This window comes from Flammeovirga kamogawensis (assembly GCF_018736065.1).
Classification (GTDB): Bacteria; Bacteroidota; Bacteroidia; order Cytophagales; family Flammeovirgaceae; genus Flammeovirga; species Flammeovirga kamogawensis.
Window position 1 is genome coordinate 2,220,226 of record NZ_CP076128.1, and the last position, 17,494, is coordinate 2,237,719.

At 31.6% G+C, this 17,494-nt stretch carries 12 protein-coding genes; 10 read left to right on the forward strand and 2 right to left on the reverse strand.

Annotated elements, in window-relative coordinates; translation table 11 throughout:
- Positions 1-11 precede the first annotated feature (11 nt).
- Complete coding sequence (locus KM029_RS08835; RefSeq protein WP_144072936.1) at positions 12-680, forward strand: PD-(D/E)XK nuclease-like domain-containing protein; 669 nt, start codon at positions 12-14, stop codon at positions 678-680.
- Between the two features lie 59 nt (positions 681-739).
- On the opposite strand, the gene KM029_RS08840 is transcribed toward KM029_RS08835, so the two are convergent.
- Positions 740-2,500: an AMP-dependent synthetase/ligase gene (locus tag KM029_RS08840; protein WP_144072937.1), complete on the reverse strand. Its 1,761-nt coding sequence runs from the start codon at positions 2,498-2,500 to the stop codon at positions 740-742.
- Positions 2,501-2,733: 233 nt separating this feature from the next.
- Between KM029_RS08840 and KM029_RS08845 the strand changes: the two genes are divergently transcribed.
- From KM029_RS08845 to KM029_RS08875, 7 genes are all read left to right on the forward strand, one after another.
- A complete protein-coding gene (locus KM029_RS08845; protein ID WP_158631009.1) occupies positions 2,734-6,264 on the forward strand; it encodes a S8 family serine peptidase in 3,531 nt (1,176 codons plus the stop codon).
- 124 nt (positions 6,265-6,388) lie between these two features.
- Positions 6,389-7,144: a 3-deoxy-manno-octulosonate cytidylyltransferase gene (gene kdsB, locus KM029_RS08850; protein ID WP_144072939.1), complete on the forward strand. Its 756-nt coding sequence runs from the start codon at positions 6,389-6,391 to the stop codon at positions 7,142-7,144.
- Positions 7,145-7,263: 119 nt separating this feature from the next.
- On the forward strand, positions 7,264-8,100 hold the full coding sequence (gene kdsA, locus KM029_RS08855) for a 3-deoxy-8-phosphooctulonate synthase (RefSeq protein ID WP_144072940.1): 837 nt from the start codon (positions 7,264-7,266) through the stop codon (positions 8,098-8,100).
- 52 nt (positions 8,101-8,152) lie between these two features.
- The gene (locus KM029_RS08860; RefSeq protein ID WP_144072941.1) at positions 8,153-9,169 is read left to right on the forward strand and encodes a transaldolase family protein; all 1,017 of its coding nucleotides are present in this window, start codon (positions 8,153-8,155) and stop codon (positions 9,167-9,169) included.
- Positions 9,170-9,179: 10 nt separating this feature from the next.
- Positions 9,180-9,881 carry an HAD family hydrolase gene (locus KM029_RS08865; protein ID WP_144072942.1) on the forward strand — a complete coding sequence of 234 codons (702 nt, stop codon included), beginning with the start codon at positions 9,180-9,182 and terminating at the stop codon, positions 9,879-9,881.
- A 208-nt stretch (positions 9,882-10,089) separates the two neighbouring features.
- The gene (metF, locus tag KM029_RS08870) at positions 10,090-11,049 is read left to right on the forward strand and encodes a methylenetetrahydrofolate reductase [NAD(P)H] (RefSeq protein ID WP_144072943.1); all 960 of its coding nucleotides are present in this window, start codon (positions 10,090-10,092) and stop codon (positions 11,047-11,049) included.
- 73 nt (positions 11,050-11,122) lie between these two features.
- Positions 11,123-12,400, forward strand: coding sequence for a hypothetical protein (locus KM029_RS08875; RefSeq protein ID WP_144072944.1), 1,278 nt, complete (start codon positions 11,123-11,125; stop codon positions 12,398-12,400).
- Here the strand turns inward: KM029_RS08875 and ctlX are convergent.
- The gene (ctlX, locus tag KM029_RS08880) at positions 12,389-13,321 is read right to left on the reverse strand and encodes a citrulline utilization hydrolase CtlX (RefSeq protein ID WP_144072945.1); all 933 of its coding nucleotides are present in this window, start codon (positions 13,319-13,321) and stop codon (positions 12,389-12,391) included. The genes KM029_RS08875 and ctlX overlap by 12 nt on opposite strands.
- Before the next feature lie 366 nt (positions 13,322-13,687).
- Between ctlX and KM029_RS08885 the strand changes: the two genes are divergently transcribed.
- Positions 13,688-14,305: a DUF3244 domain-containing protein gene (locus tag KM029_RS08885; RefSeq protein ID WP_144072946.1), complete on the forward strand. Its 618-nt coding sequence runs from the start codon at positions 13,688-13,690 to the stop codon at positions 14,303-14,305.
- Between the two features lie 184 nt (positions 14,306-14,489).
- Positions 14,490-17,456: a two-component regulator propeller domain-containing protein gene (locus KM029_RS08890; RefSeq protein ID WP_144072947.1), complete on the forward strand. Its 2,967-nt coding sequence runs from the start codon at positions 14,490-14,492 to the stop codon at positions 17,454-17,456.
- Positions 17,457-17,494 lie beyond the last annotated feature (38 nt).

Consider the following 17,494-nt stretch of genomic DNA (forward strand, 5'->3'; position numbering starts at 1 on the left):
TTAAATTCTGAATGTCAAACGTTTCCTATGAGGTTATTGACATGGATGAAAAAGAATATAGAAATCATCCTGCTCTTGCCAATACAGATATAAAAAATGCACAACTTCTGTTACTCGGTCAGCAACCGCATACACCTAAAAAAGCTTTAAGAGAAGGTACAATGCTACATTCTGCCATTCTTGAACCACATGATTGGGTTGAAATGAGTAAAAAAGTTCCAGTTGCACAAGCAAATAGAATTGGACGAATTGCTGCTACGGCTAGAAATTATCCTCTACTTAAAGAAATGTTAGCACACCCAAATGTACAAATTGAAAAATGTGTATTTTGGAAAGATCCAATAACAGGGTTAGACTGTAAAGCAAAACCAGATTTATTTATTGAAGGTGAAGTTGTTGTTGATTTAAAAACGACAGCAAGAAGTATGAAAGAAGCCTTTGAGAAACAAGTTTTATCGAGAGATTTTGACAGGCAGATTGCTTTCTATAACATTCCTATCCAAGCACCACTTACTAGGGTAATTGGCATTAGTAAAACATCTAAGGGAAGGTTGTTTAGACTTGAATGGGAAAAGGATGATCCTTACTTATCAAATGGTAAGCTTAAGGCTGATATTATGCTAAAAAAACTTGCTGAAGATGAGCAATTATTAAAAAAAGCTCTTCTTCTCAGAAAATAAAGTAAAGGCTTCGTGATTTAATATTACGAAGCCTTTATCATATCTTAAGGATAGAAAATTTATGAATATAATCCTTCGATTACATGATCATATCTCTCATTAATTACCTTTCTTTTTAATTTTAATGTAGGTGTTACTTCTCCTGAATCAATTGACCAAACGTGATCTATTAAAGCAAACTTTTTCACCTTTTCCCATTGAGCAAATTGTTTATTCGCTTTCTGTATTTCCTGATCCATTTTCTCAATCACTTTTGTATTTTTAATGATTTCCGAATCAGAAGTATACTCAATGTTATGAAGATTACACCATTCTTTTAATCCATCAAAATTTGGAACTATTAATGCCGATGGAAATTTCCGGTTATTACCAATCACTGCAGCTTGCTCTATAAAATAAGATTCTTTGATTTTATTTTCAACCAATTGAGGTGCTACATATTTACCTCCAGAAGTCTTAAACATTTCTTTCTTTCGGTCTGTAATTTTTAAGAACTTACCTTCTACAAATTCGCCAATATCACCTGTATGGAACCAACCATCTTTTATTACTTCTTCTGTTTTTTCTGGAGCTTTATAATACCCCATCATTACATTTGGCCCTTTTGCTAAAATTTCACCATCTTCAGCAATCTTAACTTCTACTCCATCTAATAAAGGACCAACAGTTCCTACCATCATATTTTCGTTATTTGCTCTATTTACAGCAATAACTGGAGATGTTTCAGTTAAACCGTAGCCTTCGCACAACTTAATCCCTGCAGACCAAAACACCCTTGCTAAACGTGGTTGTAGAGCTGCAGCTCCAATATTGATAGCCTTTACGTTACCTCCTAAGGCGTCTCTCCATTTAGAAAAAACTAACTTATTTGCTAGTTCAAGTTGAGAGTTATATATAAATCCTTGTTCTTTTCTTGGTTCATACCTTAAACCTAGATTTAATGCCCAAAAGAAAATACCTTTTTTTGCTCCACCAGCATCTAACCCTTTTGCAATGATTTTATCATATATTTTTTCTAACAAACGAGGAACAGTATTAAATACATCCGGTTTTACTTCTTGTAGATTTGCTCCAATTGTTTCCATACTTTCTGCATAATAAACAGAAACACCGTATTGTAGAAAATAATAAAAACCAGTTCTTTCAAAAATATGGCATAACGGTAAAAAGCTCAATGCTTTTGATTTACCTTTCTCAATAGGACATATAGATGAAACTGCAATTGCATTAGAAACTACATTCTGATGAGAAAGCATCACTCCTTTTGGTCTTCCTGTAGTTCCTGAAGTATAGATAATTGTAAGTAAGTCTTCAGGCTTTACCTCTGCCATAGCATTCACTACTTTATCTCTACTTTTCCCTTTACCTAAAAGCTCTATTTCTGTCCAATGAGGTGCATTATCAACTTTATCAAAAGTGAAAATCTTTTCTACTTTTTCAACACTTTTAGCTGCTTCAGTAGATTTACTGTACAAGTCGCTATCTCCAACAAAAATATATTTAGCATCAGAATGATCAAAAATATAACTATAATCTGATACTGTAATTGTAGGATAAATTGGCACTACAATTACACCTATTTGCTGACAAGCAAGATCTATAAAATTCCACTCTGGCCTATTTGATGAAATTATAGCAACTTTGTCTCCTTTTTTAACACCAAAAATTAATAAACCGACACTTAAGTTATTTACAATTTCTATAACATCATCGGTAGAGAATTTTTTCCATTGCCCATTTACTTTATAAGCAAGGCTATCATTTTTAGGGAAGTTTTCTTTCTGTACATACAGAAAATCAAAAGTTCGTGTTGGTTTCATACGTAAATTAAAGTGAGTATAATTGAATTAGATATATTTCATTAAAAATAAAGAAAGAGCTATATTAAGTAGCTATTCGTCGAATATAATTTTAATAAATTGACATAGTTTATCATATTGCAAAAGCCAGCACCCTATTTAAACTTCTTCATTAGTGATTTATGAATAATAAAGGTCTAAATATATTATACTTCTTTTGTGTTTTATGTTCTTTTTTATGCTTGCCCAAATATGTGTCAGCACAAATTGAAGATAGATGCACTAACAAAGTAATTTATGTTAAACTAAAAAGCAAAAATTACGAAACCTTACAACCGTGGTCAAAAACTTTTTTAGCTGATAGAGATTTCCCTGCTAAAATGGTTTCTCCAAAATCTTATCAACACCTAATTCCTGAAAAAGATAATACCTTAAATTATATTTCTTTATTTAGAGCAGAGGCTCCAGATATACTACAAATAGATTTAAATGATAACCAAGAAGCCTGTGTTCTAATTCATAAAATTGAAGAACACCCACTAGTAGAGTATGTTGAAATTGCTCCTAATTATGCAGATGACTTAGTAGAATACACTCCCAATGACCCATTAATTGCAAATCAATTTGCTATTGATATTCATAATATGGAAGCTGCTTGGGAAATAGAAAAAGGAAGTAGTGATATTGTAATTGGCATTTCTGATTCTGGTTTTGAAATTTGGCATGAAGATCTGTTTAATAACATAAAAACAAATGATGCCGAGCTAAATGGCTTCCCGAATGTAGATGATGATAACAACGGTTACATTGATGATGTGTATGGTTATAACTTTAGAAGTAATGATACAACATTAACAGGAACTAGTCATGGTATACAAGTTTCTGGAGCAGCTGCAGCGGTTACTGATAACAACATAGGAGTTGCAGGTATGGGTTTTAATTCAAATTTTATTCCTATTGTTCGAGGTTCAGGATTAGAAGGAATAGTTTACCTTGCAGAACGTGGTGTAGATATAATTAATATGTCATGGGGTAGTCCTAGTGATCCAGATGATGATAAATCCGTTGCTTTTCAAGAAATAATTAATCACTATACAGAAAACTATAATGTTCTTTTTATTGCAGCAGCAGGAAATAACGACCACAATGAGATACCAACTGATTATTATCCTGCTTCCTATGAAAATGTATTATCAGTTACTGCTGTAAATGAAAACAAAGTCAGTATCAAAAATGATAATTCGAAATATACAAGGAGTTATAAAATTCAAGTAGCTGCGAACGCAAATTCACAAACAACTAATAGTAATAATAGTTATAGGCACTCTGAAGGTACTTCTATTTCTTCACCAATTGTAGCAGGTATTGCTGCTTTAGTAAGATCTCGATACCCTGAACTCTCTGCCATTCAAGTAGCAGAACTATTAAGGTACACCTCAGATTCAACATTTTATGCAATTAGCAACAATGATGAAGATGCTTATAAAATTGGTTTTGGTGTGATAGATGCATTCAAAGCTGTTACAGAAAAAGATAACGTTCATGTTGTACGAGCACAAAACCCTAGATGGAGTAAATATGGAACTTCTGACATCTCAGTTTTACCAGGTGATACTTTGGCTATATGGTTTGATTTCAAAAATATACTCAATGGAAATTCGCCAAATTTAATTGCATCAATTTCTAGCTATGATACGGCCTTTATACCTATTCCTGGGGAAGTAACCCATTCATTAGGACAAATGTCTGAAGGACAAATAAAAAATAATTCAAATGCTCCTTTTCTTTTTAAAATATCACCACAAGCTATTCAAATTAAAAACCTTCATTTCAGAGTGACTTTAGAAGACATAAGTACTGGTTCTTATGAGTATCGAGATTGGCAAAACTTAGAACTAAATATTATTTTAGGAGTGAAAATTGATTCCAATTATATAAAATATCTCTTTAGACCAAACGGTACATGGGGTGTTAACCATGGGTTTGATTATAACAACAGGCATGGATGTTATGCTTTAACAAGACAATCCGGGTTTATCATTGCAACTGATAATGAACTGTCAGATGCTACTTATATTGATATTAATACAAATACTAGAAAAACGGATTTTGTAGGTACTTCACCATTAGTTAAAAACACTAATAACTCTAAAGATGTAAATTACCCTATTACAACTTTTGAAGGTACTTTAATAGACGAAAACTCAGCAAACCCTGTTGGAGTTAATATAAAACAAAAGCTTTATGGTTCTAATAGTAGTAATGTAAATAGAGCTGTATTTACAGAGTTAGAAATTACCAATACTTCTAACCAAACATTTAATAATCTTTATAGTGGCTTATTTGTTGATTGGGTAATGAATTATGCTTCTGGAGATACGCTTCAAAATCAAATTGATTCTGCTATGATTACCTATGATGCTGTGAATCAGGTTGCAATTATAGAGAAGACTGATAAATCAAAATGTGCAGCCGTTAAATTATTAAATACTGGCAATGTTAATTTTCAAGCAATTGATAATTTAAATTCAGCAAACAGTATTATCGATATAACTGATGGATTTTCTGATTATGAAAAAATTCAAGCAGTATCTTCTCAGATTGGGACAACTACAATTGGATCTAAAACTCAATTAGCAAATGTTTCATCAGTAATTGCGTATACCATTAATGATTTAAAAATTAATGAAACAGCAAGAGTAGGCTTCTTAATTGTTGCTGCTGATACACTACCACAACTTCTTCAACAATTAGATAGTGTCGAGCAATATTGCGAATATTGGTTAAAAAGTCCATCTCCTGTTATTGATTATCAAGTAGCCAATGAAGGAGAGAATGTTACTATTGCAACAGATAATTATGATGCACTCGCATTGTATAAAGAAGAAAATGGACAAAAAGTACTTAAAGAAACAGGAAGATCTTTTGAGGTATTAATTGATAGTATATCATATTATTATGTACAATCTCAAGGTAGGTATGTTTACAATGGAGACCTTGTTCAATTAACAGGAAGAGCAATTCCACCATTAAGTATTGATTCACCTCAGTTAGTTTGTAAAAATACTACTGTTATGATTTCCCCTGAAGGATGTACAAATTATAATTTTTATAGAGATCATTTTTTAACAGAGTTATTATACACCGGACCGTTTTTATCAATTCCTAACATACAAAGAGATACTTCATTTTATATAAAATGTGCAGAAGTAGCTAGCGAAACAAATTTTGTTCATTTAGAAGTTAAAGTTGATTCTGTTGTTACTGATTATGATTTATCAAGTTCTACTTCTTACATAGATGGAACTGTCAATGCCTCTTTCAATCAAACAGATAAGGTAGTATCATGGCTGTGGCATTTAAATAATGAACAATATGGTGAACAAAATGACGAGAACATTTCTATCACTTTTGATCAGCAAGGAACTCATTCTTTACGCTTATTTGCTACAAATAATGCAGGTTGTACATATATTATTTCAAAAGAAATTGAAGTTTCTCTTGTCAATAGTTCAAACTCAATGGTCTATACTTTGGAGAATAGTGTTCTTTTTCCTAATCCGATTACTGACGGTAAAGTGAACCTTGCTGTAAGTAAACAGATTGGAAATATGAATTTTGAAATTCTTCGAATAAACGGACAAACTATTAAGAAAAACTTATCCTATATTATAATCGGGAATATTTATACTATTTATTTACCTTCTGGTTTAAAACCGAACACCTACTTATTAAGTGGTTCTTCTACCTCAGGATCTATGGTTTGGAAAGTAATTGTTCGTTAATACATACAAAGGATTGTCAATAAGTTTACCTTAAGGGATTTATTTCTACCCTATATATGTAATAGTTACTAAAACAATGCATTACATTTGCATGAACTAATCGAATTAGAACGAAAAAAAGAATATGCGAAAGTTTTTAGGAATTATTCCTGCTCGCTATGGATCGTCTAGGTTGGAAGGAAAACCATTGGCAGATATTTGTGGCAAGCCAATGATTCAACACGTTTACGAACGTGCTATTCAAGCAATAGACGATGTGTATATTGCAACAGACGACATTCGAATTATAGAAGTAGTAGAAGCCTTTGGTGGAAAAGTTGTCATGACTTCTCCGACACACACAAATGGTACTACACGCTGTTTAGAGGCACTTGAGCTTATAAATAAAGAAACAAATAAAGGCTTTGATACTGTTGTAAATATTCAAGGAGACGAACCTCTTCTTGAACCTGTTACACTCACACAGCTAATTAATAGTTTTGATGATACTACTGAGTTTGCAACATTAGTAACCCCAGTAATTCATGCACAAGATCTAGAAAATGACAGTGAAGTTTTTGTTACTCTAGATCATAATAAAGATGCTTTATATTTTAGTAGAGCTGTGATTCCAACCGTTCGAGGAGTTGAACGCAAAGATTGGATGAAACATACTACTTTTTATAAACACCTAGGCTTATATGCCTACACTAAAAAAGCTTTATCACTGTTCGCTACTTTAGAGCCTACAACTTTAGAGAAACTAGAATCGTTAGAGCAGTTACGATGGATCGAACATGGTTATAAAATTAAGGTTGGTGTTACAGAACATGACAGTATTCCTGTTGATACCAAAGAAGATTTGGAGCGTGTAAGAAATATTATGCAAGAGTTAGTCTAATATTTACAAATAGCTAACGTTAATCATTGGTCGTTCTAGCAAAAATAAACTAAATTGCGCATCGTTGGAGAAACTGTCTCTTTTTGACATCCCCCCAATACAAAAGCAATAAAATACAGATGAGTAAAAACATTGTAAAAGTTGGTGACATTAATTGTGGCGCTGACGAATTGTTCCTGATCTCTGGACCTTGTGTAATCGAGGACGAGAGCATCATGATGAAAACAGCTGAAAAATTGAAAGAAGTAACGGAAAGATTAAATATTCCGATGATTTATAAAGCTTCTTTTCAAAAAGATAACAGATCTTCTGTAGACTTCTATAGAGGTCCTGGTATCGATGAAGGTTTACGTATCATGCAAAAGGTAAAAGATGAATTCGGATTCTCTTTAGTTTCTGACATTCACTACCCAGATCAGATTAAACCTGCTGCTGAAGTTTTAGATATTCTTCAAATTCCAGCTTACTTATGTATGCAAACTGACTTAGTTGTTGGTTCTGCTGAAACAGGTAAAGTTGTAAATATAAAACACGGTCAGTTCTTAGCTCCTGAGAACATGATTAAACCAGCTCAAAAAGTTGAATCAACTGGTAACAAAAATATCATATTAACAGAAAGAGGTTACTCTTTTGGTTACAATGATTTAATTGTTGACCCTCGTTCTTTCTACGAAATGAGACAAACTGGATACCCTGTCGTATTCGACGTAACTCATTCTATCCGTAAATACGGAATTCCTTCTGCGGATCCTACAGGTGGAGCACGTCAATACTTACCTACATTAGCTCGTGCTGGTGTGGCAGCAGGTATCGATGGTTTATTTATCGAAACACACCCTTGCCCTTCAGAAGCACTTTGCGATGCGGCAAGTCAATTAGATGTAAATCAATTAGAAGAGTTCATGAAACCGCTAATCGAGTTACATAATATCGAAGTTAGTTACCGTAACAAGTAATCCACTTCATCCTTAATAAGTACCAAATAATAGAAAATATATACTTAATAGTATGGAATTATATTTAGATTCTGCAGAGATCAATGAGATCAAAAATGGTTTTGAACAAGCACCGTTCATGACTGGTTTAACAACTACTCCAACATTCATGGCTCGTCATGGTATCACAGATATCGACGGAACTATTGTTGAGTTGTCTAAAATTGTACCTATTCTTCAAATCGAAGCTTTAGGAGACACTGCAGAAGAAATCGTTGCAGAAGCAAAACGTCAAGAAGCTTTAGGCTTAAGCCGTGAAACTACAGTTTATAAGATTCCTGTTTCTTTAGTAGGTCTTAAAGCATGTAGCATGCTTGTAAAAGAAGGTTTCAAAGTAAACGTTCACTTGGTATATACTTTACAACAAGCATATATGGCTATGCAAGCTGGAGCAACTTATGTTTGTCCTCTTGTTGGTCGTTTACAAGATCAAGGTCACGATGCTTTAGGTTTAGTAGAGCAATGTGTTGAAGCTGTAGAATACTATGGATACGATACAAAAATTATGTTCTCATCTGTACGTACAATGCAACACGTTCGTGATGCTGTAAGTATTGGTGTTCACACAATTACTGTACCTTGGAAAATCATGACTCAATTGACTGAAAACCACTTCACAAAAATTGGTACAGATCAATTCGTTAATGATACTCGTTTAATGACAGTTAAAGTTGGTGAGGCTATCTCTACTAACAACCCTACTGTTACAGCAGATGCTACTGTTGCTGAATGTCTTGTTAACATGACAACAAACGCAACTGGTGCTACTACTGTTGTAGACGCTAACGGTGCTGCTATTGGTATCTTTACTGATGGTGATTTACGTCGTTTAGTATCTGAAAAAGGTGGTGATGTTGTAAACACTAAAGTTGGTGATTTAGGATTAACTGCTCCTATTTCTATCGATGCTAACGAATTATTATTTGTTGCTTCGAACTTAATCAAAGAAAAGAAAGTTGACGAACTGGTTGTTACTCAAAACGGTAAAGTAATCGGTATGTTAGACGTTCAAGATATGATGAAATTCTAATTTCACTCTAATGAGAGAAGAATTATTCAAAGAAGGAGGAGGCGTGTTTGTAACACCCTCCTCTTCTCTTTTACAGCAATTACAAAACATCAAAGGTTTAATTTTTGACTGGGATGGTGTTTTTAATGGTGGTGTAAAAGGAGGACCAATGCCAAGTCCATTTAGTGAGGTTGACTCTATGGGTGTAAACATGCTTCGATTTGGTTATTTCTTAGAAAACGGAGAAATCCCATTTACAGCAATTGTAACGGGAGAATTTAATGAAGCAGCTTTTAAATGGGCTAAAAGAGAACATTTTGATGCTGTTTTATACTTAGTAAAAGATAAAGTAAAAGTATTGCCTTTAGTTGACAATATGTCTGGTATAAAAGCCGAAGAAATACTTTTTACATTCGATGATATTTTAGATATCTCTTTAGCAAAAGAAGTAGGTGCACGTTTTATGGTAGGTAGAACTGGTAGCCCTTTATTTACAGAATATTGTAGAATGAATGGGTATGCAGATTACATAACAGGAAACGCTGGTTCTAATAATGCAGTGAGAGAAGTGTCTGAAGTTGTGCTTTGTTTACTAGACCGCTTTGATGAAACAATCGATAAGCGTGTTGCTTTTGATGGTGCTTATGCTACTTACATCAAAAAACGTAATGAAATACCTACAAAGTATTTCAAAAACGAAGGCAGTGAATTTATCCCAAGTGATCCTTTGTAAGGATTGATTAATTGGTAAAAAAGAGTTGAAATTAAGTTTCAGCTCTTTTTTTTAATACTTTTTTCAGTAAAAGCACATTATTATTATGGATTCATCAAAAAAATAAGTGATTAAAAGAAAATTTATCACTTTCTATTTGCTAAACGGCTTCTATAAAAATAACTTTGCCCTGTGTAATCGTTTCAAACAAACTTAAAAATTCAAGCCTTTGAAAGTTATTGATCGTCTAAATCTAGCAGCTGAAGAGAAAAAAACATTGTTCTCTTTCGAACTTCTTCCCCCAGTAAGAGGGAAAAGTATTCAATCATTATTTGATGCTATTGATCCACTAATGGAGTTCAAACCTGCATTTGTGGACGTTACATACCACCGAGAGGAATATGTATATAAAGAACTTCCAAACGGATTATTTGAAAAATCAATTCAACGTCACCGTCCAGGAACTGTAGCTGTTTGTGCTGCAATTATGCATAAATACAATGTAGATACAGTACCTCATATTATTTGTGGAGGATTCTCTAAAGAAGAAACTGAAAATATCCTTATTGAATTAAATTTCTTAGGAATAGAAAACATTCTTGCTTTAAGAGGTGATGCTGCAAAAGGTGAAGCGGCCTTTACACCTCACCCTGAAGGATATGCTTATGCATCTGAATTAGTTGAACATATTCAGTGCATGAACGAAGGGGAATTTAAATATGCAGATGATAATGGATTTAAAGGTGGATTTAGTATTGGTGTAGCAGGGTACCCGGAAAAGCACATGGATGCTTCTAACTTAGATACTGATATTCAATATCTTAAGAAAAAAGTTGAATTAGGTGCTGATTATATTGTAACACAGATGTTCTTTGATAATCAAAAATATTTTGATTTTGTAGAGAGATGTCGAGCTGCTGGAATTACAGTCCCTATCCTTCCTGGTATTAAGCCGCTTACTACTAAAAAACAATTGACTTTATTGCCAAGTATCTTTAAACTTGATTTCCCTCAAGATTTATATGATGCCGCTCAGAAATGCAAAAACAATAAAGAAGTAAGAGAATTAGGTATCGAATGGGGTATCCAACAATCTAAGGAATTAATTGAATATGGTGTTCCTGGAATGCATTTCTACTCAATGGGTAGATCTACTTCTGTAAAAGATATTGCCGAAGCGATCTTCTAGATCAAGCTTTTTATATATATTGCTGCAACAATTAGCTTAATGTTAGTTGTTGCAGTTTTTTTATACCAAAATTATGGGAGTTTTTAGTCTTTGTCTTTTAACCTTACTTGTCTATTTACATTATCAAAATGTAAACAATAGAACTACACACTTTTCTAAAATTTATTTTACAGCCTTACTGATAAAATTTACACTTGGTGTTGGGGTTGGGCTTTTATATACATTCTATTATTCTGGAGGCGATACTTTTTCTCTTTTTAATGATGGCATTATTCTAAGTAAAATTGCAAAAACTGATTTCTCCGCTTATCTCAATTTTATAACATCAAAAGCTTATCGTTATCCTGAAGTGATAATGCAACAACTAACAAAAAGTAATGCTTCAAGTACGTATTTTGGAATAATACTTAGCTTTTTAGCTTTACTTACTGGGGAAAATTATTGGATAAGTAGCTTATATATTAGTTTTTTTGCCTTTACAGGAATATGGAAATTGATATCAGAACTTTATTTAATCTATCCTAAATCAAAATATAGTTTATTTCTTACATTTTTTCTCATTCCCTCTTTTAGCTTTTGGAGTTCAGGAATCTTAAAAGAAAGCTTAGCAATTGGTTGTATCTGCTGGGTGATTGGTTATGGTTTTGACATAATTAGAAAAGGAAAAATAAACTTTAGTTCTGTTATTATTCCTTTGTTCTGCCTTTTAATTCTCTTAAAAATCAAATTCTATTACTTCGCTGGTGTAATCACTTTCTTACCTTTATTCTACATAGCCTATATTTTCAATAAGAACAATTACCCTTACAAATCAAGATATATCTTTATTCTTATGTTCCTTATTGTGAGTTTAATTAATATTCTTCCACAAATCCATTATCATTTAGATTTCAATCGACTACCTAATACTATCTACTTAAATTATCAAAAACTATATCAGGCTAGTGATATAAGTAACGCAATTCATTTTCCTAACCTAAAACCCACATGGACTAGCATTATTCAATCAACACCTAAAGCACTATTCACGTCATTTACTTATCCCTCGTTTGCGTCAATAAATAATATATTTACCGCAATTGTTTGTTTTGAGAATTACCTACTAATTCTTTGTGGTTTGATTAGCTTAACTATATTTCTTAAATCAAAAGTTTATTCAAAAAAGCCATACCTCTTGTGGATGTTAATCTTAGTACTACTTTATTGTTCAATAATGATTGCTCTCATCACTTTAAGCAGTCCAAACTTAGGTTCATTAAACAGGTATAAAATTGGTGCTTCGGTTTTCTTATTCTACTTATCATTTATGCAAATAGAAATTTTCTTAAGAGATAAAAGCCTACTGAAATAATTGTTCGTCTAAATAGATTTCAGCCATCATACATCTTGTTCCTCCTCCACAAACACTCTCTATAGTATTTATTGATGAGTGAATAAACTTTACAGAATCTTTCATAATGGATTTCTGTTCATCTGTAAAAGCATTAAATGCTTTAGTAGACATTGTAATATATTTCTGATTATCTAAACTAGTTACTTCTAAAATGTTACACGTAAACTTGCGTAGCTGTTCAAAAGATACATCAATAATCTTCTTTCCATTTTCCTTAAAAGAAGACCATAATACCTCTTTCTGTTTTTCATCTTTAATTGTATCTCCACAGATAACTACAAAATCAGTCGCGATGGACAACATCACATTAGTATGATAAATTGGCATTTCATTTTCATCTACTGCATCAAATAATATTGGTGTGTAACCCAACTCTTTCACATGTGCTTTAAAAAGTGACACATTAGTTCTTTTAGATAAACATGCATAAGCTACTTTATTCACTCTATCAAAAATAATACTTCCTGTTCCTTCTAAAAATTCATCTTTTTCTTCATAAGAAGAGAGGTCTGATACAGAAGATACATGAAAACACATTTGTAATAACTCAATTATATCTGCTCGTTTTTCTGGTCTTCTATTTACTGGTTTTAAAGGATATAAATAGACGGCTCCATTTGAATGTGTAGAAAACCAATTATTAGGAAACTGACTATCGGGTTTAGCAGGTAAAGGAGTATCATCTACTACAGTTATATCAATATTATGTTCTCTTAATACAGATACATAACTATCAAATTCATTCAATGCATTATCAACATCTTCAGAATTAGTGTTTTGTATTAACGAATCTTGAAATTCATTATCTAAAGCAGTCTCTTTATTATATCCAAAAGAAGCTGGACGAACCATTAATATATGCTTAGATGAGTTATTCATGAACCTAAATTTATAGTTGTAATGTGTTGATAATATTGAAGTTTCACTCTAAATAAAGCTAAATAAAAATATTTTTGATATTTTTTTCATTTTTTATCAAAAAAAAGTGGATTAAGTGTAAGTAGCGACACTTAACTAACAGAAAAGATGATTTTGCTCACTTTTCAGAATTAATAAACAGGATGAACTTACACTTAATAAATAAAAATGCAATAAGTGTATTCAGTACAAAATAATAAAGCATTAAGTGTTAAAATACACTTACAAAATTTTATGTATTTTTATTTTGACAGAATAAAATAATCCACCACCTTTGTAATGTACTAAGGAAAACGATAACATAATTTTATTAACTCTCACAAGATCATGAAAAAATTAAATCTATTAATCATTGCATTACTAACATTTTGTTCATTAACAATAGCTTCAGAAATTTATTTACCATTTAACGGTATTTCTTATTTCTTTAAAGCATCTGAAGATGGAACTTCAGCAACGTTAATGTTCGACAATTTAGAAGGCGAAGAAATTAACTTTACTGTAGATAATGCCGAAGGAACGACGTTCATGGCAAAAACAATTGTTACTACTGGTAAAGTAAAAGAAGATATAAATTTTAAAAGTTTACCGGAAGGTCAATATACTTTTAAAATGACTTTTGAAGATAAGGTTATGATGAGAAAATTCTTTGTAACTCCGCAGAAAACTGCAGTTATGATGAACTATCAATTAACTTCTTCAAATCAAAAATTCAAGATTTCTGTAGAAGAAGAAAACTTGGTTTTGATTATAGGAAACGATGTAAAAGGATTTATCAAAGTACGTTTAACAGATGAACAAGGTGATGATATCTATCATTCGAAGTTTGTTGCAGGAGCAAAAAATGTAAAACGTTTTGATTTATCTACGCTACCATCAGGTAATTATAATGCTGAGATGGAAATTGACGGCGTAACTTACAAAGATTCATTTTCAATTTTATAAAAATTATATCTCTAGGAGATATATCAAGATATAAGTAATAATTCATTTCATTTCATACTTTATTGGAGAGGCTAGTACTACAGGTGCTAGCCTCTTTTTTTGTTCATTTTTTATATTTTGATACATCAATTCATATAGTTTTAGTACTTTGTATTTAAACTACTAGTACTAACATTTTTTTGCTATGAAATTAACTACTCTATCTTTTATAACTGTCTTCTTTTGTCTGTTTCCAATTTTATTAAATGCACAGTCTAATTTTAAATTTGATTCTTATCAAACCAAAGAAGGTTTAATTCACAATCATGTATTATCAATTTATCAAGATAGCAGAGATCTACTGTGGGTAGGTACATATGGCGGTGTACAAATTTATGATGGACATGAATTCCATAACTTTAATACTGTTGGAAAAGAGAAAGCTAATATTTTATCGCATACTACCGTTCAATGTATTTTTGAGGATGCAAACAATAATATGTGGTTTGGTACAGAACATGGTCTGAACAAATACGAAGTTGAAACTGGCAAAACTACTACATTTTTTAAAGATAATAACGGCCTTAGTAGTGATAATATAAGATCAATTATTCAAGACGATTCTGTTTTATGGATTGGTACCTACAATGGTGGTTTGGTAAAATATGATGAGAATGCTCAAAAATTTACTTCTTTTAATACGATCAATCCTTATAAGGATAAAGTTTCAGGGCGCTTTATCAACACTATGTATCTTGATAGCCAACGTCAACTCTGGATAGGTACAGAAAATGAAGGAATAAGTGTTTTAGATGTAAAGTCACAAAAAAGTATTATTCAATACGATCAAATATTAAAAAAATTAAGTAAGAGTACTATCAATTGTATTTTTGAAGATAGTAATAATGATATCTGGATAGGTACTTGGGGGAATGGACTCTACAGGTACAACCAGAAAAAGAATGAACTAAAACAGTTTAATCATCAAATTGATAAAACTAATTCCATAAGTGGAAATATTATTAAGGCAATAGTACAAAGAGAAAATGATAAACTTTGGATAAGTACTTATGGAAATGGCATTAATATTTTAGATTTAAATACACTTCATTTTACACAAGTAGAAATGAATGATGTAGATGAAAATAACTACGACTATATCTGGACAAGTTTTAGTGCTAATGATAATAGTTTATGGTTTGGATCTTTTGGATATGGACTTTTTAAATTGAACTCTCTAAAAAACACATTCAGATATCAGAAAATTGGTGCATATGATAATGAAATAAGAGTTTCATCAATGACCAAAGTAAATGATGATAAATTTATATTGGGCACCTATTCTAAAGGCCTGTATCTCTACAATAAAAAAGATAAGAAATTCACAAAATACAATATCGGAAAATCACTAAAAGTAATTTCAGCCGTTTATTTAGATTCAAAAAATACTTTATGGGTAAGTACCGACTCCACTTTATTTAATTATTCTTTAGAAAAGAAAAAACTTATAGAATATAAACATGATGCAGAAAATAATACTGCATTACCTAAAGGAGTCATCTCCACTATTGCAGAAGACGAAAAGGGAAATATTTGGCTTAGTTATTCTAAAGAAAAAATTGCTTGTATACCTGCTTTAGAAGCTGACTACTCAAAAGATGTCATGTCTGGAGAAAACTTATTTGATGGAAAGTATTTAGAATTACACGGTGCTATAAATTATTTTGGTTTCGATAAAAGGAACTTACTGTGGGTGGGTACATCAGATCAATTAGTAGCGATAAATACATCAACTTTTGAGGTCAATAGATTACCAATTAATGTAGCATCAGATATGAAAGAAGATCACTTTGGAAATATTTGGGTAGGAACAAACGGTGATGGTTTGTATAAAATTGATCGAAATAAAAGAATTCTAAAACATTACGGATACGAAGAAGGACTTTATTGTTTAGATATTCAAACCTTACAAATTGATAAAAGAGCTAGAGTTTGGGTAGGTACATCCTGTGGGTTTTCTGTTTTAAACACAGAAACTGATTTAGTAGCTAATTTTTCTCAAGATTATGGATTAAAAAACTACAGTATTAATCTTCACCTTTCTGCAGCTATAGATAATGGAGAGTTTATCTTTGCAGGAAATAATGGTATTAATACTTTTAACCCAAACCTTATTAGCAAAAACTTTAAACCTTCTAAAATATACCTAACAGATGTTCGAGTAGATAACAAATCTATTGCTTATGAGAATTCAATGGATACTTTAAGTAATATCCCCTCACTTTTATCAACCGTTGATACTATTTTCTTAGCTGATAATCAGAGTATTTTAACTGTAAAATTTGCTGCTATAAATTACGATTTTCCTCTTACCATTCAGTACGCCTATAAACTAGAAGGATACAATAATAAATGGATAGAAACAGATGGAAAAAGTAGAAGTGCAACTTTTAGTAAACTTCCAATTGGTACTTATACATTAAAAATAAAAAGCAGCCCCAATAAAGGAAGTTGGAGTGATGCTGTAAAAGAAATTACCATAGTTGTTGAAGGTAGCTTTTTTGATACCCTACTGTTTAAAGCTCTTCTTGGTTTAATAGGGTTAATTATTTTTAGCTACTTACTTTTCTTAATTTTTAAAAGGAAAGAGCTAAGATCAATTGTAGAAGAAAAAAGAAAAGCAGTCCAAGATCTACACGAAGAAAATCAATTGATTCAATTTAAAAATGAACAATTAAATGCTAACATTTTGGAGTACAATCAGAGAATTAATGAGATGTCTACAAAGTATTCTGCTTTAAAAGAACATCTTAATCATATGTATCAGAATATTGTAGATATCACTACACAGAGTAACAATACTGAATTCCAATCATCAGAATTAAATGAGCTAAAAAACAACCTTAATTCTATGAACAACGATACCATTTTTGATAATGTTTTAGAATTAGAGACAGATACTTTTTTAACTGATTTTGCAAAGAATTATCCACAACTTACTTCTACAGATTTAAGGATTTGTTCGTTAGTAAGATTGAATAAAACAAACAAAGAAATCGCCCAAATATTAAATATCACCTTAGGTAGCCTAGAACAAAGTAGGTATCGCATTCGAAAAAAAATGAAGTTAGAAAAGCAAGTTAATCTAAATGACCTTATACTCAGATTTTAAATAAACAATTGATTTACAAACTATTAAAACAATTGATA

Excerpts from the sequence above, each read along its gene's own strand:
- KM029_RS08835 (WP_144072936.1), top strand. The coding sequence starts at position 12 with ATGTCAAACGTTTCCTATGAGGTTATTGACATGGATGAAAAAGAATAT.
- KM029_RS08840 (WP_144072937.1), bottom strand. The coding sequence starts at position 2,500 with ATGAAACCAACACGAACTTTTGATTTTCTGTATGTACAGAAAGAAAAC.
- kdsB (WP_144072939.1), top strand. The coding sequence starts at position 6,389 with ATGCGAAAGTTTTTAGGAATTATTCCTGCTCGCTATGGATCGTCTAGG.
- kdsA (WP_144072940.1), top strand. The coding sequence starts at position 7,264 with ATGAGTAAAAACATTGTAAAAGTTGGTGACATTAATTGTGGCGCTGAC.
- KM029_RS08860 (WP_144072941.1), top strand. The coding sequence starts at position 8,153 with ATGGAATTATATTTAGATTCTGCAGAGATCAATGAGATCAAAAATGGT.
- KM029_RS08865 (WP_144072942.1), top strand. The coding sequence starts at position 9,180 with ATGAGAGAAGAATTATTCAAAGAAGGAGGAGGCGTGTTTGTAACACCC.
- KM029_RS08875 (WP_144072944.1), top strand. The coding sequence starts at position 11,123 with ATGGGAGTTTTTAGTCTTTGTCTTTTAACCTTACTTGTCTATTTACAT.
- ctlX (WP_144072945.1), bottom strand. The coding sequence starts at position 13,321 with ATGAATAACTCATCTAAGCATATATTAATGGTTCGTCCAGCTTCTTTT.
- KM029_RS08885 (WP_144072946.1), top strand. The coding sequence starts at position 13,688 with ATGAAAAAATTAAATCTATTAATCATTGCATTACTAACATTTTGTTCA.
- KM029_RS08890 (WP_144072947.1), top strand. The coding sequence starts at position 14,490 with ATGAAATTAACTACTCTATCTTTTATAACTGTCTTCTTTTGTCTGTTT.